This window comes from Photobacterium gaetbulicola, from assembly GCF_003025515.1.
GTDB lineage: Bacteria > Pseudomonadota > Gammaproteobacteria > Enterobacterales > Vibrionaceae > Photobacterium > Photobacterium gaetbulicola.
Genome location: NZ_PYME01000019.1, coordinates 39461 through 59311 on the forward strand (window position 1 = coordinate 39461; position 19851 = coordinate 59311).

The following is a 19851-nucleotide window of genomic DNA, read 5'->3' on the forward strand; positions in this document are numbered from 1 at the left end:
GTGAAATTGGAAGGCGGCGATAATAGCATAATTGCCCGCGGCGTAATGCGCCTGAAACAAAAAAGCCGCCTGTGAAGGCGGCTGGCAGTTGCGATACGGGTGGGCGGTTAGCCGTGGCTGACCACGATCAGGCGCAGCGAGTCCAGTTGGATCTGCGCCTTGGCGATGTAGCCGGTGAGCTCCTCGATTTGGTTTTCGATCAGCTCAAGCTCGTCGTCACGGATATTCGGGTTGACCGCCTTCAGAGCCTGGAGACGATCCAGCTCTGCGCGTAGCGTTGCTTCCATCTCGGCTTGGGCTGCGTCGCGGATAGCAACCAGCTCACCGGATACCACTTGTTCAGCACTTTCAATCAAGGTGTGAATATCTTTCTGCACCGAGTTCACCAGCTTGCTGCCAAGGTGGCGGTTAACCGGGCTCAGCTGGCGGTTGAAGCCTTCGAACTCGACCTTGGCCGACAGGTTGTTGCCCTTGGCGTCTAGCAAGATGCGGATCGGTGTCTTCGGCAGGAAGCGGCCGATACCGGATTGCTTCGGTGCCTGGGCATCAACCACATACACCAACTCAAGCAGCAAGGTACCCGCAGGTAGCGCCTTGTTCTTCAGCAGCGATACCGCCGTGGTACCGACACCTTCGGACAGCAGCAGGTCGATACCGCCCTGGATCATCGGGTGCTCCCAGCTGATGAAGTGCAGATCTTCACGTGATAGCGCGGTGTCACGGTCGAAGGTGATGGTACAACCATCGTAAGGCAGGCCTGGGTAGCTCGCCACCATCATGTGCTCAGACGGGGTTACCACAATGGCGTTCTCGCCTTTGTCGTCCTGGTTCAGGCCGATAGTATCGAACAGACCAAGGGCAAAGGTCACCAGATTGGTGTCGCCGTCTTTGCTGCTGATCTCTTCAACCAGCTTCTGGGCGTCAGCGCCGCCGTTGGAATGGATTTCCAGCAGGCGGTCACGGCCTTGCTCCAGCTTGCCCTTGAGCTCATGGTGCATTGACGCACTTTTTTCGATGAGCTCATCGAGTTGGTCGCCGTCAGGCTTGTCGCTGGCCAGCAGCTCCAGCAGATCGCCGCTGAAGGCATCGTACACGGCACGGCCGGTCGGACAGGTTTCTTCAAAGGCATTAAGACCTTCGTTGTACCAGCGGGCCAGTAGGGCTTGCGAGGTGCCCTGTAGGTGCGGCACATGAATTTCGATATCACGCTTCTGGCCAATACGGTCAAGACGGCCGATCCGCTGCTCGAGCAGATCCGGGTTGTTCGGTAGATCGAACATCACCAACTGGTTGGCGAACTGGAAGTTGCGGCCTTCCGAGCCAATCTCAGAACACAGCAGTACCTGAGCACCGTCTTCTTCCTGGGCGAAGTAGGCGGCAGCCTTGTCGCGTTCGATGATCGACATGCCTTCGTGGAACACGGTGGCACGGATCCCTTCGCGTTCACGCAGAGCCTGTTCGAGGATCAGGGCTGTTTGGGCGCGAGAGCAGATCACCAGCACTTTTTCCTGGCGGTTAGCTTTGAGCATATCCAACAGCCAGTTTACGCGTGGATCGAAGTGCCACCAGGTCGCAGAGTCACCTTCGAACTCCTGGTAGATATCTTCAGGGTACAGCAGCTTGAAAGCCTTTTGCTCCACACTCATTTTGCCGCCCATCATGCTGGCAACGCGCATGGCCGTCTGGTACTGCGACGGCAATTCCAGCGGGTACATGTTGAGGTGGCGCTGCGGGAAGCCCTTGATAGCGGCGCGGGTGTTTCGGAATAACACGCGACCGGTACCGTGGCGGTCCATCAGGTTGTCGATCAGCTCGTGGCGAACGGTCTGCTGTTGTTCGGTATCAACATCAGCGGCTTCGATGATGCGCAGCATCGGTTCGATATCTTGCTCTGGCAGCAGCTCCACCAAGGTATTCTTGGCGTCGTTGTCGAGCTTCTCACCAGACAGCAGGCGGGATACCGCATCGGCGACCGGGGCATACTGGCGCTCTTCTTCGACGAAAGCCTCGTAGTCGTAGAAACGATCCGGGTCGAGCAGGCGCAGGCGGGCAAAGTGGCTCTCGTGGCCCAATTGCTCCGGGGTTGCGGTCAGCAGCAGCACACCCGGTGCCTTTTCGGCCAGCTCCTCTACCACCTGGTACTGGCGGCTCGGTTTGTCTTCGCTCCACTCAAGGTGGTGGGCTTCATCAACCACCAGCAGATCCCAATCGGCATCCAGCGCTTGCTCGAAGCGGCGGCGGCTCTTGCGCAGGAAGTCCAATGAACACAGCACGTATTGGGCGGTGTCGAAAGGGTTGGCTGAATCGGCAAACGCCTCGACACAGCGCTCTTCGTCGAAAATCGAGAAGTGCAGGTTGAAACGACGCATCATCTCCACCAGCCATTGATGCTGCAGGGTTTCCGGCACCAGGATCAAGATACGTTCTGCGCGGCCAGAGAGCACCTGCTGGTGGATGATCATCCCGGCCTCGATGGTTTTACCCAGGCCGACTTCATCGGCCAGCAGAACGCGCGGCGCATAGCGGCGGCCGACTTCATGGGCGATGTACAGCTGGTGGGGGATCAGGCCGGCACGCATGCCGCACAGACCACGCAACGGGCTCTTGTGTTGTTCGTACTGGTTCTTGAGCGCGCGGTAGCGCAACGCAAAGCGGTCCATCCGGTCAATCTGGCCAGCAAACAGTTTGTCCTGCGGCTTGTTGAAGCGGATTTGGTTGCTAAGGAAAATCTCACGCAGGGCGACATTTTCTTCGCCAGTATCGGTACGGGTACCGATGTAGGTAAAGACGCCGCCAGTTTCGTCGACCTGTTCGACATTGAGCGACCAGCCGTCATGGCTTTCAACCACATCACCGACATTGAACATTACACGGGTCACGGGGGCATCATTGCGCGCATAAAGTCGGTTCTCTTCACTGGCTGAGAACATCAGAGTCACGGTTCTGGCATCGACAGCCACGACCGTACCTAGACCCAGATCACTTTCAGTATCACTGATCCAACGTTGGCCCAAAGCAAATGGCATAGTGGTAAAAACCTTCTAATTATTTGAAATTAAGGAAAATGCTAAGCCGATGCACCAGCATTTATGAACTACACTCAAAGTAATACCGTACTAGATGGTATCCATCAGCTGCCGCTGGCAGTGAGTATCGGTATATAAGTGTAAGCCAGAATCCGCACCGGTAAAAAGGGGAGTAATGTTACTGCAAGCCGTGAGCAAGGTCACGGTCATTGTGACAAGAAAGTACCAAACTGTAACTGTCACATTTTTTTAATTATCTCCGGTCTTAAATAGTATTACTCCCGTTTGGCGGGCACAGGAAATACCCTGGTGGTGCACCCACCGTTTTGTTACCAAGGAGGTACCTATGGATGAAGCTGGCAGGAAAGTTTTCGTTCTAGACACCAATATTCTGCTTCATGAGCCCCTCGCAGTTTATTCCTTCAAAGAGCATGATGTTGTTATTCCGATGACGGTGCTCGAAGAGCTCGATCGCATCAAGGACAGTAAACGGGATGTTTCCCGTGATGCCCGGGTTGCCATCCGCACCCTGGAAGACATCTTTCATGACGCCACCCCCGAGCAAATCGCCGAGGGTATTCCCCTCAGCCCACAAGGCGGCGAGCTTGGCAAGGTTGCCATTTTTGCCGATTACGAAGTCACCGAAACGGTCCACGCCTTTGCCGACAAGGCCGGGGATAACCGTATCCTCAATGGCGTACTATTTCTCCAAGCCCACTACGCCCCGCGAGAAGTGGTACTGATCACCAAAGACATTAATATGCGGCTGCGTGCCAAAGGGGCCGGGGTCTGCTTTGTCGACGACTATCGCACCGACCAGCTGATTGACGATGTCAAGATGCTGACCAAGGGGTTCTATCAGTTCAGTGGCAACTTCTGGGAGCGGGTCGGTGAATGCTATTCGGAGAAGAAAGGACGCTCGACCGTGCATACTCTGCCAGCGGAGTTGTTCGAGGCGCCATTTATCAACCAATACCTGATTGACGAGGACAGTGACTTTGCTGGCCGGATCCAGTCGATTGACGCAGGAACCCTGACCTTGAAAGATATCGGCCACGAGCGGATGCTAAGCCGCCAGGCCTGGGGGATCCACCCGAAAAACATCTATCAGGGCATGGCCCTGGATGCCTTGATGGATCCGAAGATTGACCTAGTGATCCTAACGGGTCCTGCCGGGTGTGGTAAAACCATTCTGGCCATGGCGGCCGCGTTGGAGCAAGTGATTGAAAAAGGGATGTACGACAAGATCATCGTGACCCGTAACACCCCTGAGATTGCCGAATCTATCGGTTACCTGCCCGGTACCGAGGAGGAAAAAATGATGCCATGGCTGGCGGCGGTCACCGATACCATGGAGGCTCTGCACAAACACGATGTGTGTACCGATGGCTCGATGAAGTACATTTACGACAAGGCCAATATTCAATTTAAATCGATTAACTTTATGCGCGGGCGCTCTATCCAGAATGCATTTGTATTACTGGATGAGTGTCAGAATCTCACCGCCTCCCAGATCAAAACCATCATCACTCGCTGCGGGGAGGGCACCAAGCTGGTTTGTTCCGGTAACCTGGCCCAGATTGACTCCAGTTACCTGTCTCCTGTTACGTCGGGCTTGACCTATATCGTCGAGCGTTTCAAGAATTTCGAGGGCAGTGCCAATATTTACCTCAATGGCGTTGTCCGCAGCCGGTTGGCTGAGTTCGCCGAGGAAAACCTGTAGTACCTGCAGGTCTTATCTGTAACCTATTAGCAAAAGCGAGCCATCTGGCTCGCTTTTCCGTTCATGCCCCTCAGTGGCCGAGGTAATGTACCAGGGCAGGATCGCTGGAGGCGGCCAAAACGTCCCGGCACGGACCAAACACCTTCACCCGCCCCTGGTAGATAAAGGCGCACTTGTCGGCAATTTTCAGGGCATCTTCTGGGCTATGGGTGACCATCAGCACGGTCGTTCCCTGCTCCCGGGCCAGTTTGCTGACCAGCTCCAGCATTTCCTTGCGCAGTGCCGGATCCAGGGCCGAGAACGGCTCATCAAGCAGCAGTAGAGGGCGCTGGCGGATCAGGCAGCGTGCCAATGCCACCCGCTGGCGCTGGCCGCCGGAGAGTTGCTCCGGCAGGCGGTCAAGGTAGCCCTGGAGCCCAACTTTCGCCGCGGCGACCACCACTTGCTCTTTTTGTTCGTTGCTGAGCTTGAGGGACGGGTTCAAGCCGAGGCCGATATTTTCATACACACTCAGGTGGGGGAACAGGTTGTGCTCCTGAAACAAGATTGAGAGCGGCCGCTGGGCCGGGTGCTGCTGGACGATAGGCTGGCCGTTGACCGTCAGCGTGCCGCTGTCGGGGGCGAGGAAGCCTGCCACCATGGCAAGCAGGGTACTTTTACCGGCACCGCTCGGGCCGAGCAGGGCGACAATATCTCCGGTCTCTACGCTGAGGTCGAAACAGAGCTGGGTAGATTGGCCGGGTTGCTTGGGGTGATGGAAGCAATGTTGTAGGCGCTGCAAAATTAACATCATGGAGTCCGGATGATCAGTTTTTCAACCAAGGAGAAGAGACCGAGGCTAAGGGTGAGCAGGATCAGGGCAGCCACGGCGGCGGCGTCCATCTGGTAGCTGCCGAGTAACTGGAACAAATACAGTGGCAGGGTCTGGAAATCCTGGCTGCCAAACAGCGCGATTGCGCCCAAGTCACCGAGTGACAGGACAAAGCCGATCGCCAGAGACTGGGCAAATGGCTTTTTCAAGGCCCGCCATTCCACCAGCTTGAGCCGCGATAGCCCGGCCATCCCGAGGCTTTGGCACAAGGGATCATATTGCTGGGCAACGTGGAGCATGGGCTGGCTGAGGGTTTTGAGTACATACGGCAGCGCCATCAGGGCATTGACTGCGATGACAACCCAGAAAGCGGCGGCAAACGCATCGGTGAACTGGCGCAGCAGCAGGAAGATCCCGGTACTCAGGACCAGCCCCGGCGTGACCAGGATAATGGTGCCGATCAGATCCAGGCCATCAGCCTGCCAGCGCTGGTGGCGAAGCCGCCATTGCCTGCTGGTCAGAAGGATTGCCACCCCGCCAACCACTGCCAAAAGACAAGCCAGACTGGCGATCCGCAGTGAGTTGAATACTGCCTGCCACAGCCCGGGGCTGCGCAGCGAGGTGAGGGTTTGGCTGTTGAACCCGGCAAGGATGACCGCAATCAGCGGGGGGAGTACCAGCAGCAGGGCCAACCCGATCCAGCCCCAGTCCCAGCAGCGGCTGGCCAGACTGTCAAACTGGCTCTGGCGCCGGCTTGTGATGGATTGGCTCGAGGTCGCCAGCGGCTTGGCAAAGCGCTGGCTCAATAGCACCAGGCTGCAACACAGCAGCATCTGCCACAGGGCGAGAATCGCACCGCCGGCCAGGTCGAAGTCGTAGCGCAGGGCCTGGTAGATAGCCAGCTCAATCGTGGTTGCCTTGGGGCCGCCGCCCAGTGCCATGATGACCGCAAAGCTGGTAAAGCACAGCATAAAGATCAGGCTGACGACATGGGGAAGTTGCTGGCGCAGTCGTGGCCAGGCAACGAAGCGGAAGGTCTGCCAGCTCGACATACCGAGATGGGTGGCCAATTGGTGCTGCTCAAAGGGGATCCCTTCGAGGCTTTGGACAAACAGCCGTGCTGCCAGAGGGAGGTTGAGGAAAACATGGGCCAACAAGATCCCCTGCAGGCCGTAGAGTGAAAAGCTGCCCTGCCAGCCCAGCATTGCCAGTACCCCGGTTAGCACACCATTGTTGCCGTAGATCGCCAGCAGGCCGAATACCGCGACCAGTACCGGCAGCACCAGGGTCATGGCAAAGATCCGCATCAGCAAGGCTTTGCCGGGAAATTGCCGGCGTGACAGGGCATAGGCAACCGGGATCGCCGGCAGCGTGCTCAGTAGGGTTGAAAGCAGGGCCTGGGTAAAGGAGAAACCGGTAATATGGCGTAGGTAGGGATCGTGCCATAGCGAGGCAATGTCGAGAGCACTGGCCTCATTGACCAGGGCACCAAGGGCGCTGATCACCAGGCACAGGATAAGCCCGGCGGTGACAAGGCCGGGCATCAGTTGGGTATTGCGTGTGTTCAAAAGTGAGTGCCTGCTACTTGGTCAGAGCCTGTTGCCACTCGCGTACCCAGTTCCTGCGTTGCTTGGCAACCTCCTCGGCAGAAAACTCCAGGGCCTTGCCCGGCAGGGTGAGAACCTTGAACTCGGCTGGCTGGGCGACAGCCGTTACCGGATACATCCAGTTGCCCGTCGGGATCACGGACTGGAACTCCGGGGTCAGGATAAAGGCAAGAAACTCGTCGGCCAGCGTCTGGTTAGGGCTGGTTTTGAGTTTGGCCGCCACTTCCACTTGCATGTAATGGCCCTCGCTGAAGTCGGCGGCCTGGTATTTATCGTCCTGCTCGGCAATCAGGTGATAGGCAGGCGAGGTGGTGTAAGAGAGCACCATATCTGACTCGCCCTTGAGGAACATGCTGTAGGCCTCAGACCAGCCCTTGGTAACCGTGACTGTTTTCTTGGCCAGCTGCTGCCAGGCTTGCGGTGCCTGGTCGCCATAGACTGACTTTACCCATAGCATCAGGCCCTGGCCCGGCGTCGAGGTGCGCGGATCTTGGTAGATGATAGTCAGATCATCACGGCTGACCAGCTCATCCAAGCTTTTCGGCGGGTTGTCCAGTTTGGTGCGGTCATAGACAAAGGCAAAGTAACCATAGTCGTAAGGCACGAAGGTGGTATCGCTCCAGCCGTTTGGCAGGGTGAGTTTACTGGTGTCCACTTGGTGCTCGGCCAGCAGGCCCGTTTTCTTGGCCTCGGCAATCAGGTTGTTATCGAGCCCAAGCAATACATCGGCTTTGGTGCGCTTGCCTTCGAGGCGGACACGGTTGAGGATCGACACCCCGTCATCCAGGGCGACAAATTCCAGGTTGCATTCGCACTGTGCCTCGAACGCTTGTTCGATAGCTGGTCCCGGCCCCCAGTCAGAGGCGAAAGAGCTGTAGGTGTAAACCGTAAGGGTGTTGTCCGCAGCCAGTGCCGGCATGGCGACCAAAGTAACGAGTGGGAGTAATTTTTTCACTATGCGCTCCTGATGCTCTTGCGTCCGGCAAGAGGAAAAATAATCGTACGAGCGGCACAGGGTTGAGCCGCAGGCAGGCATCATGCCAACCCGGCGGGATAAGACGGATTACCGTATCGAACTCAATTCCTACGCCAGTACTAACTGGATCAGGTTCTGTGGGTCTTGCCGCAGCAATCTCAGCAGCTTGCTCATGGCATTTACCAGGCAAGCGCTCCCCAATGAGAACGCCTGTTATTGTAATGTGCCGGACAGCGGGTTGCCAGCAGGAACGTATGATTATGCTGGATCAGGCTCGGGGAGCGGCAGGCTATTTGGCTTCATTGAGCGACCAGTCGTAGTCATAGCTGACTTTGCCAAGGGTAATGGGGGCTCCTTGGCGGTATTGGTTGATGTGTTTTTGAAGTTGGGATGTCGAGCCGAAATCGCTGCCGTACCAGTCATAAATCGAAGACAACTGGGTTTTGTCGTCCTGCGGGTTGACGCCCTTGCGGCTGTTGATAAAGCGGGTGGCCGCCTTGTCCAGCAAGCGCTCGAGGTTGCTGGCCGTAAATACCTCCGGTTGGAGATCCGGACAGCCTAGGCTGGCACAGTTGACCGCATAATGGATGCGCGGGTCGCGCCAGATCGGGCGCAAGATGCGGTGCTCGATATCGTTGAGGGACAACCGCTTGCCGTTAATGGTAAGTACTTGCTCATCCCAGGGGCCAAAGCTGAAAAAGCCGCCCAGCTTGGTGATGGATGACACGGGGTAATTGTCGAGGATCAATTTGACGGTTTGGGCGTTGTAAAGGTTAACCCAGTAAGCAAATTGCTCGTTGCGGTTTAATTGGTGCGGATCCAGCCTGGCCAGGTCGCGCAGGTAGCGGTTTAGTTCGTACTTGTCGCCATCTGATACCCGGTTATAGCGAAACAGGGTTTGGTTGGGCTGGACAACCAGATACTCATCGAGCAGGCGCTGCCAGCGGCTGTGGTCAACCGCTTGCGAGTCGGTAGTGGCGTATTGCTGCCAGTAGGGCCAGAGAGCGGCTTTGGGGGCAGCAAAGGTACTCGCTGATAAGATGAGAAGCAGCAGGCTGATAAAAAGACGCATAGGGTATCCTCGGTTATTTCTGCCAAGTGAATACAAATTACCTGGGTGTCACTAGCTTAGTCGACCCGATATACCAAGATCTTATTGCAAAAAAGGCAAAAAACGCCCCAGCCATAATGAACTGGGGCGGTAGTGTTACTTGTATGGAGCGAATACGGTGATGACGTTATGCCAAGAACGCAGGGATCTTACTCTCGTACTCGGCAATCTTGTCTTCGTGCTGCAAGGTCAGGCCGATGTTGTCCAAGCCGTTCAGTAGGCAGTGGCGACGGAATTCGTCAATTTCGAAGCTGTACTGCTTGCCGTTGGCTGTCACCAGCATCGCCTCCAAGTCTACCGTGATCTCCGCGCCTTCGTTGGCCTCGACGTACTGGAAGATCGCATCGACTTCCTGCTCGGTCAGGCGAACCGGCACCATCTGGTTGTTGATCGAGTTGCCGTAGAAGATATCGGCAAAGCTCGGTGCGATCATCACCTGGATACCGTAATCGGCCAGTGCCCATGGGGCATGCTCGCGAGATGAGCCACAGCCGAAGTTTTCGCGTGCCAGCAAAATGCTGGCACCTTGGTAGCGTGGCGCATTCATCACAAACTCAGGGTTTGGCTGCTCGCCGGCATCGTCGAGGAAGCGCCAGTCATGGAACAGGTGCTTGCCAAAACCAGTGCGGGTCACTTTCTGCAGAAACTGCTTGGGGATGATGGCATCGGTATCGACGTTGGCGGCATCCAAAGGAACGACCAAACCGGTGTGTTGTTTAAATCCTGTCATTGTCTCGTTCCTTCTCTTAAGCCGTCACTGCAACGTTGTCTAGTTCGCGAATATCAACAAAGTGGCCGGCACACGCCGCCGCTGCCGCCATCGCTGGGCTCACCAAGTGGGTACGACCGTCACGGCCCTGACGGCCTTCGAAGTTACGGTTACTGGTTGAGGCGCAGCGCTCGCCCGGGCCCAGGCGGTCATTGTTCATGGCTAGGCACATTGAACAACCCGGCAGGCGCCATTCAAAACCGGCTTCGATGAAGATCTTGTCCAGGCCTTCTTTTTCAGCCTGAGCTTTCACCTGCTCCGAGCCAGGAACGACCAATGCCTGTACGTTGGCGGCGACTTTGCGGCCTTTGGCAATGGCCGCGGCGGCACGCATGTCCTCGATACGCGAGTTGGTACAAGAGCCGATGAATACTTTGTCGATAGCAAAGTCAGACAGCTTCTTGCCGGCTTCCAAGCCCATGTAAGCCAATGCTTTTTCTGCAGATGCTTGCTCGACCGGATCGGCAAAGTCAGACGGCGCCGGAATGGGTTGAACGACAGCAATCACTTGGCCTGGGTTAGTGCCCCAGGTGACCTGCGGTTTGATGTCTTTGGCATCAAGGGTGACCACGGTGTCGAACTTGGCATCGTCGTCAGTTTTCAGGGTCTTCCAGTATTCGATAGCTGCTTCTAGATCGTCACCCGCCGGTGAGAACTTGCGATCTTTGATGTAATCGAAAGTGGTTTGGTCTGGGGCGATCAGACCGGCTTTGGCACCGAGCTCGATAGCCATGTTGCAGACCGTCATGCGGCCTTCCATGGTCAGGTCGGTAATGGCTTCACCGCAGAACTCCACCACGTGGCCGGTACCGCCGGCTGCCGTGGTCTTGCCGATGATTGCCAGTACGATGTCTTTGGCGGTAATGCCTTCAGCCACCTTGCCTTTGACTTCGATTTTCATCGTCTTGGCGCGGGCTTGCTTGAGGGTTTGGGTCGCCAGTACATGCTCGACTTCCGAAGTTCCGATACCGAAGGCCAGTGAGCCGAATGCACCGTGGGTCGCGGTGTGCGAGTCACCACAGACAATCGTCATGCCCGGCAGGGTGATGCCCAGCTCGGGGCCCATGACATGGACGATGCCTTGATATTTGTGGTTCAAGTCATAAAGGGTGACGCCGAACTCTTCACAGTTCTTGGCCAGGGTTTCCATCTGGATCCTGGCCATTTCGCCAGAGGCCTTGATGTCTTTGGTCTGGGTCGAGACGTTGTGGTCCATGGTGGCGAAGGTTTTGCCCACCTGGCGTACCTTGCGGCCTTTTTCACGCAAGCCGTCGAAGGCTTGCGGTGAAGTTACCTCGTGCACCAAATGGCGGTCGATGTATAGGATCGGGTTCTCGCCTTCGGCGGCAACCGCAACGTGGGCATCGTAGATTTTTTCGTATAGCGTCTGAGGCGCTTTGGTCGTAGACATTGCTCGTTTGCTCCTTGCTGCGATTAGGCTTGGCGGACGTACTGGGCGATCTTGTCGCCCATTTCGCTGGTGCTCAGTGCCGGGCCGTTGCCCGCTAGGTCTGCGGTGAGTTCACCGGCTTCCAGTGCTTGCGATACCGCTTGTTCGATAGCGCGTGCCGCCTGCTCTTCGCCCAGGCTGTAGCGCAGCATCAGGGCGGCAGACAGGATTTGTGCGACTGGGTTGGCAATGTTTTTGCCAGCGATATCTGGTGCCGAGCCGCCAGCTGGTTCGTACATGCCGAACTTGTCCTGGTTCAGGCTGGCGGAAGGTAGCATCCCCATCGAACCGGTGATCATCGCGCATTCGTCCGAGATGATGTCGCCGAAGATGTTCGAGCACAGCATTACGTCGAATTGCGAGGGATCCTTGATCAGCTGCATGGTCGCGTTGTCGATGTACATGTGGTTCAGTGTGACTTCCGGGTAGTCTTTGGCCACTTCCTCAACCACTTCACGCCATAGGATAGAGCTCTGCAAGACGTTGGCTTTATCGATGGAGTACACGTTCTTGTTACGCAGCATCGCTGACTCGAACGCGATACGGGCAATACGCTCGATTTCAAAGCGGTGGTAAATTTCGGTGTCGTAGGCTTTCTCTTGAGGCCCTTCCCCCTCGCGGCCTTTTGGCTGGCCGAAGTAGATACCGCCGGTTAGCTCGCGGACAACAACGATATCGAAGCCACGCTCGGAGATATCGGCACGTAATGGCGAGAACGCCTCCAGGCCACTGTGGATCTGCGCCGGGCGCAGGTTACAGAACAGCTGGAAGTGCTTGCGTAGCGGTAGCAGAGCGCCGCGCTCTGGCTGATCATTAGGTGCAAGGTGCTCCCACTTCGGGCCGCCTACCGAGCCAAACAGGATCGCATCGGAGTCTTCGCAGCCTTTCAGTGTTGCTTCCGGTAGCGGGCAACCATGGTTGTCGATGGCAATACCGCCGACATCAAATTCGCTGCACGTTAGGGTGAAGCCAAATTTTTCCTGCACAGCGTCCAGCACTTTGTGGGCCTGCTGCATGACTTCTGGGCCAATACCGTCACCCGGTAGAACGGCAATCTTATATGTACCTGCCATGGTTATACTGTCTCCATTTGGGATTTCTGTTTAATTTCTGCAATCTTATCGGCGCGATGAATGCTGTTGATCACGTGAAGTAGTGCTTGCCCTGATGCTTCGACAATGTCGGTCGCCAAGCCGGTACCGTGGTACTTGCGGCCTTTGTAGTTGGCGATGATGTCGGCTTGGCCCAGGCCATCCTCCCCCTCGCCTTTGGCGGTGAGGTCAAATTTATCCAATACGATGTCGTAGCCGGTCAGGCGGTAGATACACTGGTATAGCGCATCAACCGGGCCGTTGCCGACCGCGGCTTCGCATTTTTCCTCGTCGCCACACTGCAGCTTGATGCTGGTGGTTGCCATCACGCTGCCCGACTGGACGCTCAGGTAATTCAGCTTGAAGAAGTCATCTTCTTCACGCAGGTTGGCAAAATGCATCAGCGCTTCCAGATCGTAGTCGAAGACTTGGCCCTTGCGGTCGGCCAGCTTCAGGAAGTCGGCGTATAGGGTATCTAGATCGTATTCGTTTTCGGTGTAGCCCAGCGCATCCATGTGGCTCTTCACTGCCGCACGGCCCGAGCGCGATGTCAGGTTCAGGGCTTGGTTCTTGAGACCAATCGACTCCGGGGTCATGATCTCGTACGTATTCTTGTTCTTCAGCATGCCATCTTGGTGGATGCCCGAAGAGTGGCTGAAGGCGTTGGCACCGACGATCGCCTTGTTGGCCTGCACCGGCATGTTGCACAGCTGGCTGACCATCTTGCTGGTACGGTGGATTTCGTCGTGCTTGATATTGGTGTGGACACCCAGCAACTCGGCGCGGGTCTTGATGATCATGGCGATCTCTTCCAGCGAGCAGTTACCGGCCCGCTCGCCGATACCGTTGATGGTCCCTTCGACCTGGCGGGCACCGGCCTGGACGGCCGCCATCGAGTTGGCTACCGACATGCCAAGGTCGTCGTGGCAGTGCACCGAGATAATTGCCTTGTCGATATTGGGGACGCGCTCGAACAGCTGGGAGATGATACCGCCGAACTCGCTTGGCAAGGTATAGCCAACCGTGTCTGGGATATTGATGGTGCTGGCACCGGCATTGATAGCCGCTTCTACCATGCGGCATAGGTTGTCGATCGGGGTGCGGCCGGCATCCTCGCACGAGAACTCGACATCGTCGGTATAGTTGCGGGCACGCTTGACGGCAGCGACACCCATCTCAATCACGTCATCATAGCTGCGGCGCAGTTTGTCCTGGACGTGGACCGTCGAGGTGGAGATGAACGTGTGGATCCGGAATGCCTCGGCCACTTTCAATGACTCGGCAGCCACATCGATGTCTTTGGCGACAGCGCGGGACAGGGCACAGACCCGACTGTTCTTGATGTGTTTGGCAATGGTCTGGACTGATTCGAAGTCGCCCGGGGAGGACACAGGGAAGCCAGCTTCGATAACATCAACCCCGAGGCGTTCAAGGGCATAAGCGATCTGCAGTTTTTCTTTCACCGTCAGGCTGGCTGATAGCGCCTGTTCACCGTCCCGTAACGTGGTATCGAAAATGATAACCTGATCTTTCATTGCAACTTCCTTTCATTGGCTGCCGGTATCGGCGTGGTCCGCATCCGCTTGCGCTGGCCTGTATAAGAAAAAACCCGCGCAGTGTGCGCGGGTTTTTTGAATTCTTAGTGGTGTTTCCCACCCATAAGCTACCCGCGCGATCTTGTCACGATAAGGAGGAGGCTTAGGAGAAGAGATGAGAAACGTGTTTTCATAATTGAAATATATCCACAAACTTGGTTAACAAATGAATACCAAATAGACAGGTAGACCGTCAACCCCAAATTGCATGTTTATTTTCATTTTATGGTTATTGAGTTGATATTTCGTGGCTATGATGACAAATCAGACCAGTTGTATTCACGGTGGCCGAGGCGGAATGGTTTGGACTGGCCGCAGCAACGGACCGACGCGAATGTTATTTCTTTGTTGGTGTCACATCAAAGAGAGAAAATCTCTCTTAATATTAAAATTAATCAATTGATTAAATTGTGGGGAATTAATGCCCTGTTAGTCTGATGGGCAAAGCTTAAAATTAATCAACTGATTAATTGAACGACATGGAAGCAAAATGTGCGCAAGAACAACGGTCTTACGGAGGCATCATGGTGGGTAAAACGGGGCGTCCCGTCGGGGATTCCGATGCCAGGGAGCGGTTGATTGTCGAGGCGAGGAAACTGTTTGTCAGTTTGCCTTACAGCAAGGTGTCGACACGGATGATTGCGAGCCGTGCTGATGTGAACGTGGCGTTGATCCGCTATTACTTTGCCAGCAAGGCTGGCTTGTACGAAGCCATGTTGAGAGAAACGATCACCCCTATCCATGCGCAGTTGAAAGTAACCTTGAACAAGGGGGACTTTGCCTCGATCGGTGATTTGATGCGTACCTATTACCGTATCATGGCGCCAAACCCGGATATGCCTAAGTTGATCGCGCGAGCCATGATGATGGAGCCAGCAGATCTCCAGCGCCAGACGATGGAAAAGATCTTCAACGAGGTGGCGCGTCCAGCAATTGAAGTCATGTTTCTGCAACTGCAAAAGCAGGGTGTGCTAAGGGGGGACGTCTGCCCGGACAAGGCGAGAATGAGTTTTATCAGTTTGATGGTATTCCCCTTTCTCATTCCACCTTCTTTGCTGACATTACAAAACATTGAGATGGACGAAACGTACCTGGCCGAACTGGCTGAGCATAATGTCAACCTGCTTGTGCGTGGCCTGACGATGCCGAAGGAAGAGAATAAATCATGCTGAAAAATCGAAAATTTCTCCTGTTTCCTGCTGTACTGATCGGCGTGGTGATATTGGTAATGGCCATCAATCTACGTCCGTCACCAGAGGTGAAACCGACGCTGGAGCGGGCCCGGGTGGTGGACGTGATCAATCTCGAGCAGCAATTGCTTGCCCCCGAGGCGGCCGGTTTTGGCCGGGTGGCGCCCAAGGTTGAATGGCAGGCCATCGCTGAAGTCTCGGGCAAGGTGGTATATCGCCACCCTGACTTGAACAAGGGGCGGGTGCTTGATGCCGGAACGGTCTTGCTCAAAATAGACCCGTTGGATTATGAACTGCGCTTGGCGCAGGCCGAAGCGGATGTTAGTGCCAGCCAGGCACAACTGGCCAAGCTGGCCCAAGAAGAGCAGAACCTCAAAACGACCCTCAAGATTGAAAAAAATCGATTGGCAATCAGCAAGAAAGAGCTGGCGCGTAAGCAGGAGCTGCGTACCAAGGGGCTGACCTCACAGTCGACGGTGGATCTCGAGCAGCAGAATACGTTGGCCAGTCAGAAAGTGGTCCAGGAAATTGAAAACCAGCTCATTGTGCTGCCCAACGAGCGCAAGGTGACCCAGGCTCAGCTGGAAGTGAACTTGTCGCGGGTCAGCGAGGCGCAACGAGCACTGGAAAAAACCGTGATCTCCCTGCCGGTTGATGCCCGGATATCCAGTGTGGATATCGAACAGGATCAGGTGGTCAATACCCAGCAGGTGATGGTGGTGGCCCACGGTATCGACACGGTGGAAATTGATGCCCAGATTGCCCTGCATGACATGCAGGTCCTGGCTGCGAGCCTGACCCAGTATACCGCCCATGCCGATGGTAAGCCGCGCGCCGATCAGCTTGATCTCAGTGCCCGCATCCAGCTCTCAAGCGGCAGCTTCATCCAGCAATGGCCAGCCAAAGTGACCCGCATCAGTGACACGGTCAATGCCAATCAGGCCACCGTCGGGGTGATCCTCGAGGTGGATCAGGACTACAGCCAGCTGTCACCGGAAACCGCTCCGCCTTTGGTCAATGGCATGTTTGTCGAAGCGCGACTGTCAGGTCAGCCCAACCCGCACTGGGTGATCCCGGAGCGAGCCCTGCATGGTGACAAAGTCTATTTGGTCGATGGTGGCAGCAATTTGAAAATACAGCCGGTGACCGTGCTGTTTCGCCGCAGTGGCCAAGTGGCGATCAGCGGTGATCTGGCGTCCGGTACTCAGCTGGTGGTCAATGACCTGTTGCCCGCAGTCGCCGGCATGGCGCTGAAGGTTGTGACGGTCAACGGCAAGTCGGTTGAAGAGGCTCAGGCTCAAGGCCAAGATCAGGAGCACGAGCAGGAGCCGGCATCATGATCCGTTACTTCTCCCGCCATCCGACGGCTGCCAACTTGATGATGCTGGCACTGATTATCCTCGGTCTGGTGTCGCTGCCGAAAATTAAGCGTGAAACCTTTCCGGAGTTTTCTCCGCCCTACATCATTGCCTCGGTGGTGTATCCCGGTGCCTCGCCACAGGAAGTGGAAGAGAGCATCTGTATGCGGATGGAAGATGCCGTCGACGGGCTGGCCAATATTGTCGAGACCCGGTGTGAAGCGGTGGAGGGATCGGCGTCGCTGATCCTCAAGCTGACCAATAGCGAGGTGGTTTCGCGGATGCTGGTGGACGTCCAGACTCAGATCAATGCGATTAATGATTTCCCGACTGAAATCGAATCGCCGATTGTCCGAGAGTTGGACTGGAACGAGCCGGTGGTCGATGTTGCGATCAAAGCCGATACCAGCTTGCCGCACCTCAAAGCCTATGCCGAGCAGCTCAAGCGGACCCTCAAGCTTGACTACGGTGTCTCGCTGGTCGAAGTCAGTGGTTTTTCTGATCACCAGCTCAGGGTGGAGCTTGATGAGGTGGCAATTCGCCAGCTTGGCTTGAGTGTCAGTGATATCGCCAGCAAGCTGAGTCGGCAAAACATCAAGCTACCAAGCGGAAATATTGAGCTGGCAGACCGTAACTTGCTGATCCGTTTCGATGAGCAGAAAATTACCCCGGAGACCATAGCCCGCACGGTAGTCGGTGCTGATACCCAGGGAGCGGTGCTGCGGCTGGGGGATGTGGCGACCATCACCGACCGTTTTGCGCTGGATGAGCAGAAGGTGCTGTTCGATGGTGTACCGGCGGCCATGTTGCGAGTCAGCAAGAACAAGGCCGATGATGCGCTGCGGATCAAAGAGCGGGTCGAAGCGTTTGTCGAAGCCGAAAACCAGCGCGCACCGACCGGGGTCACCCTGACCCTGACCAACGATCTGTCATCGCTGCTTTGGGATCGCCTGACCATGATGGTCAAAAATGGCTGGCAGGGGGTTATCTTGGTCTTTGCCGTGATGTGGCTGTTCTTCTCGTTCCGCTATTCGTTTTGGATCGCGGCAGGCCTGCCGGTCGCTTTTCTCGGCAGCATGTTCCTGATGGCGACCTTTTCCCTGTCGATCAACATCATGTCTCTGGTGGGCTTGCTGATGGCCATCGGGATCATGATGGATGATGCGATCGTGATATCTGAGTCCATCGCCTCCCATCTTGATCGCGGCCAGAAGATCCAGGATGCGGTGTACAACGGGGTCAAGAAAGTGCTGCCGGGGGTGGTGTCGTCGTTTCTCACCACCATCTGTATTTTCGGTAGCCTGATTTTCCTGGAAGGGGAAATGGGGGCGGTATTGCGGGTGGTGCCGCAGGTACTGATCTTGGTGTTGTCGATCAGCTTGGTTGAAGCCTTCTTGATTTTGCCGAGCCACCTCAGCCATTCACTGCATCGCCAGAAGCAGGAGCGGCGGCCGCCGCGCTGGAAGCAGAGTTTCCTGGCCCGCTTTGAGCGGTTTCGTAATGAGTACTTGGTCAAGATGGTAACCCTCGTGGTGCAGTGGCGTTACCTGTTTGTCGGCGGGGTGATTGGCCTGCTGTTTGCCTCCTTTGCCTTGTTGGCGGGCGGCGGTTTGAAGTTCGTCGGTTTCCCTGAGCTCGATGGTGATATTGCCGAAGCGAGGATCATCCTGCCACCGGGCTCGACACTCAGCCAGACCGAGGCGGTGGTTGATGTCATTGTGGCTTCAGCCAAACGTCTCAATGAGCAGTGGAGTGAGCGCAACGAAGGCGGAGTCTCGCTGGTGAGCAACATCACCGAGCAGTTTAACTTCAACGCCGATGCCGACGAGAATGGACCGCATGTGGCAACTGTCCGGCTTGATCTGCTCAGTGCCGAGATCCGCAATAGTTTGATTGATGAGTTCATCGATGCCTGGCGGGAAGATGTTGGCGAACTGGCAGCGCCGGTGGCTTTGGTTTACAAACAGCCAATGATGGGGCCTGGTGGGCGTGCCATTGAGGTACGGATGCAGCACGATGATTTGGCGATGCTCAAGGCTGCTTCTGTCGAAACCCAACAGTTCTTCAATGAGTTTGCTGGTGTATCGGGAGTACTGGATGATATGCGGATGGGTAAGCCGGAAGTGCTGATACGCTTACGCCCAGGGGCAGAGGCTTTCGGTGTCGACGGCCAGATGATTGCTTCCCAGCTCCGGGCTGCCTATTTTGGCCAGACTGCCGATGAAATCCAGATCGGACCTGAGAATATCGAAATCGAAGTGATGTTCAACAAGGAGCGGGCGGCGGATCTGCAAAACTTATCGAGCTTCCCGATCATATTATCCGACGGTAGCCAGATCCCATTGGCCTCGGTGGCGATCCTCGAGCACCAGCGTAACTATGTCCGTATCCAGCGCATTAACGGACTTCGCACCCTCAGTGTCTACGGCGATCTGCAAGAGAGTGTGATCAGCTCCGGTGAGGTGCTGGGTCAGTTCAGGGCCAAACTGATGCCGAAACTGCAGCAAGATTACCCAGGACTCCGGTTTGACTTCGAAGGTGCGGCCAAGGACACCGCGGAAACCGGCCAGTCGATGGCGACAGGGTTTGTGCTGGGGATCTTCGGCGTGTTTGTGATCCTCAGCTTCCAGTTCCGCAGCTATCTCGAGCCGTTTGTGGTGCTACTGGCGATCCCCCTGGCACTGATCGGGGTATTCTGGGGCCACTTGCTGCTGGGGCACCCGTTGAGTATGCCGAGTATGATGGGCTTTGTATCGCTGGCCGGTGTGGTGGTCAATGACTCTATCTTGCTGGTGCAGTACATCCGCCACCACCTCGATGATGGCGATGATATCGAGAGGGCTGTGGTACAAGCGAGTCGCGAGCGTTTCCGGGCGGTGTTCCTTACCTCGCTGACCACGGCAGCCGGCTTGTTGCCGCTGATGCTGGAAACCAGCCTGCAGGCCCAGGTCATCAAGCCCCTGGTGATCTCGATTGTGTTCGGGATTTTCACCTCGACCTTGCTGGTGCTGTTCATGATCCCGGCGGCTTATGTCATTTTATCTGACTTCAAGTTGGTCCATCGCCACGAAAAATTAGTCTCTGCGTAGCGCTTCATTCACAATGGCTACAGATAATCCTTCCGCTGTACTTTTTGATAAAGGA

13 protein-coding genes and 1 riboswitch are annotated in these 19851 nt (G+C 56.0%); of the genes, 4 read left to right on the top strand and 9 right to left on the bottom strand.

The window, feature by feature from the left end; genetic code table 11:
- Positions 1-107: 107 nt before the first annotated feature.
- The gene (gene rapA / locus C9J03_RS16775) at positions 108-3026 is read right to left on the bottom strand and encodes an RNA polymerase-associated protein RapA (protein ID WP_044624295.1); all 2919 of its coding nucleotides are present in this window, start codon (positions 3024-3026) and stop codon (positions 108-110) included.
- Positions 3027-3372: 346 nt separating this feature from the next.
- Between rapA and C9J03_RS16780 the strand changes: the two genes are divergently transcribed.
- A complete protein-coding gene (locus C9J03_RS16780; protein WP_039456360.1) occupies positions 3373-4749 on the top strand; it encodes a PhoH family protein in 1377 nt (458 codons plus the stop codon).
- Positions 4750-4819: 70 nt separating this feature from the next.
- Here the strand turns inward: C9J03_RS16780 and thiQ are convergent, their stop codons facing one another.
- The 8 genes from thiQ to leuA all read right to left on the bottom strand — a co-directional run bounded on the left by thiQ (position 4820) and on the right by leuA (position 14099).
- A complete protein-coding gene (gene thiQ / locus C9J03_RS16785) occupies positions 4820-5539 on the bottom strand; it encodes a thiamine ABC transporter ATP-binding protein (RefSeq protein ID WP_044624294.1) in 720 nt (239 codons plus the stop codon).
- On the bottom strand, positions 5539-7104 hold the full coding sequence (gene thiP, locus C9J03_RS16790; RefSeq protein WP_162845576.1) for a thiamine/thiamine pyrophosphate ABC transporter permease ThiP: 1566 nt from the start codon (positions 7102-7104) through the stop codon (positions 5539-5541). Before thiP ends, thiQ begins: the two co-directional genes overlap by 1 nt.
- Before the next feature lie 37 nt (positions 7105-7141).
- The gene (gene thiB, locus C9J03_RS16795) at positions 7142-8122 is read right to left on the bottom strand and encodes a thiamine ABC transporter substrate binding subunit (RefSeq protein ID WP_044624292.1); all 981 of its coding nucleotides are present in this window, start codon (positions 8120-8122) and stop codon (positions 7142-7144) included.
- Positions 8123-8231: 109 nt separating this feature from the next.
- Positions 8232-8353, bottom strand: a riboswitch (TPP riboswitch).
- 79 nt (positions 8354-8432) lie between these two features.
- Positions 8433-9215, bottom strand: a complete 783-nt coding sequence (locus tag C9J03_RS16800; RefSeq protein WP_044624291.1) for a DUF547 domain-containing protein — start codon at positions 9213-9215, stop codon at positions 8433-8435.
- A 166-nt stretch (positions 9216-9381) separates the two neighbouring features.
- Positions 9382-9984 (bottom strand): 3-isopropylmalate dehydratase small subunit, encoded by a 603-nt coding sequence (leuD, locus tag C9J03_RS16805; protein ID WP_044624290.1) that lies wholly within the window; start codon positions 9982-9984, stop codon positions 9382-9384.
- A gap of 16 nt (positions 9985-10000) precedes the next feature.
- Positions 10001-11434, bottom strand: coding sequence for a 3-isopropylmalate dehydratase large subunit (leuC, locus tag C9J03_RS16810; protein ID WP_044624289.1), 1434 nt, complete (start codon positions 11432-11434; stop codon positions 10001-10003).
- A 23-nt stretch (positions 11435-11457) separates the two neighbouring features.
- Complete coding sequence (gene leuB, locus C9J03_RS16815; protein ID WP_044624288.1) at positions 11458-12546, bottom strand: 3-isopropylmalate dehydrogenase; 1089 nt, start codon at positions 12544-12546, stop codon at positions 11458-11460.
- Positions 12547-12548: 2 nt separating this feature from the next.
- The gene (leuA, locus tag C9J03_RS16820) at positions 12549-14099 is read right to left on the bottom strand and encodes a 2-isopropylmalate synthase (RefSeq protein WP_044624287.1); all 1551 of its coding nucleotides are present in this window, start codon (positions 14097-14099) and stop codon (positions 12549-12551) included.
- Positions 14100-14683: 584 nt separating this feature from the next.
- Between leuA and C9J03_RS16825 the strand changes: the two genes are divergently transcribed.
- The 3 genes from C9J03_RS16825 to C9J03_RS16835 are packed head-to-tail and all read left to right on the top strand — an operon-like array spanning position 14684 to position 19796.
- Entirely contained in the window at positions 14684-15331 is a 648-nt protein-coding gene (locus C9J03_RS16825; protein ID WP_044624286.1) for a TetR/AcrR family transcriptional regulator, read from the top strand.
- Positions 15325-16689, top strand: coding sequence for an efflux RND transporter periplasmic adaptor subunit (locus tag C9J03_RS16830; RefSeq protein WP_044624285.1), 1365 nt, complete (start codon positions 15325-15327; stop codon positions 16687-16689). Before C9J03_RS16825 ends, C9J03_RS16830 begins: the two co-directional genes overlap by 7 nt.
- Complete coding sequence (locus C9J03_RS16835) at positions 16686-19796, top strand: efflux RND transporter permease subunit (protein WP_044624284.1); 3111 nt, start codon at positions 16686-16688, stop codon at positions 19794-19796. Before C9J03_RS16830 ends, C9J03_RS16835 begins: the two co-directional genes overlap by 4 nt.
- The last annotated feature ends 55 nt before the right edge of the window (positions 19797-19851 follow it).

Coding starts and splice junctions, on each gene's coding strand:
- rapA (WP_044624295.1), bottom strand. CDS start 3,026: ATGCCATTTGCTTTGGGCCAACGTTGGATCAGTGATACTGAAAGTGAT.
- C9J03_RS16780 (WP_039456360.1), top strand. CDS start 3,373: ATGGATGAAGCTGGCAGGAAAGTTTTCGTTCTAGACACCAATATTCTG.
- thiQ (WP_044624294.1), bottom strand. CDS start 5,539: ATGTTAATTTTGCAGCGCCTACAACATTGCTTCCATCACCCCAAGCAA.
- thiP (WP_162845576.1), bottom strand. CDS start 7,104: ATGCCCGGCCTTGTCACCGCCGGGCTTATCCTGTGCCTGGTGATCAGC.
- C9J03_RS16800 (WP_044624291.1), bottom strand. CDS start 9,215: ATGCGTCTTTTTATCAGCCTGCTGCTTCTCATCTTATCAGCGAGTACC.
- leuD (WP_044624290.1), bottom strand. CDS start 9,984: ATGACAGGATTTAAACAACACACCGGTTTGGTCGTTCCTTTGGATGCC.
- leuC (WP_044624289.1), bottom strand. CDS start 11,434: ATGTCTACGACCAAAGCGCCTCAGACGCTATACGAAAAAATCTACGAT.
- leuB (WP_044624288.1), bottom strand. CDS start 12,546: ATGGCAGGTACATATAAGATTGCCGTTCTACCGGGTGACGGTATTGGC.
- leuA (WP_044624287.1), bottom strand. CDS start 14,099: ATGAAAGATCAGGTTATCATTTTCGATACCACGTTACGGGACGGTGAA.
- C9J03_RS16825 (WP_044624286.1), top strand. CDS start 14,684: ATGGTGGGTAAAACGGGGCGTCCCGTCGGGGATTCCGATGCCAGGGAG.
- C9J03_RS16830 (WP_044624285.1), top strand. CDS start 15,325: ATGCTGAAAAATCGAAAATTTCTCCTGTTTCCTGCTGTACTGATCGGC.
- C9J03_RS16835 (WP_044624284.1), top strand. CDS start 16,686: ATGATCCGTTACTTCTCCCGCCATCCGACGGCTGCCAACTTGATGATG.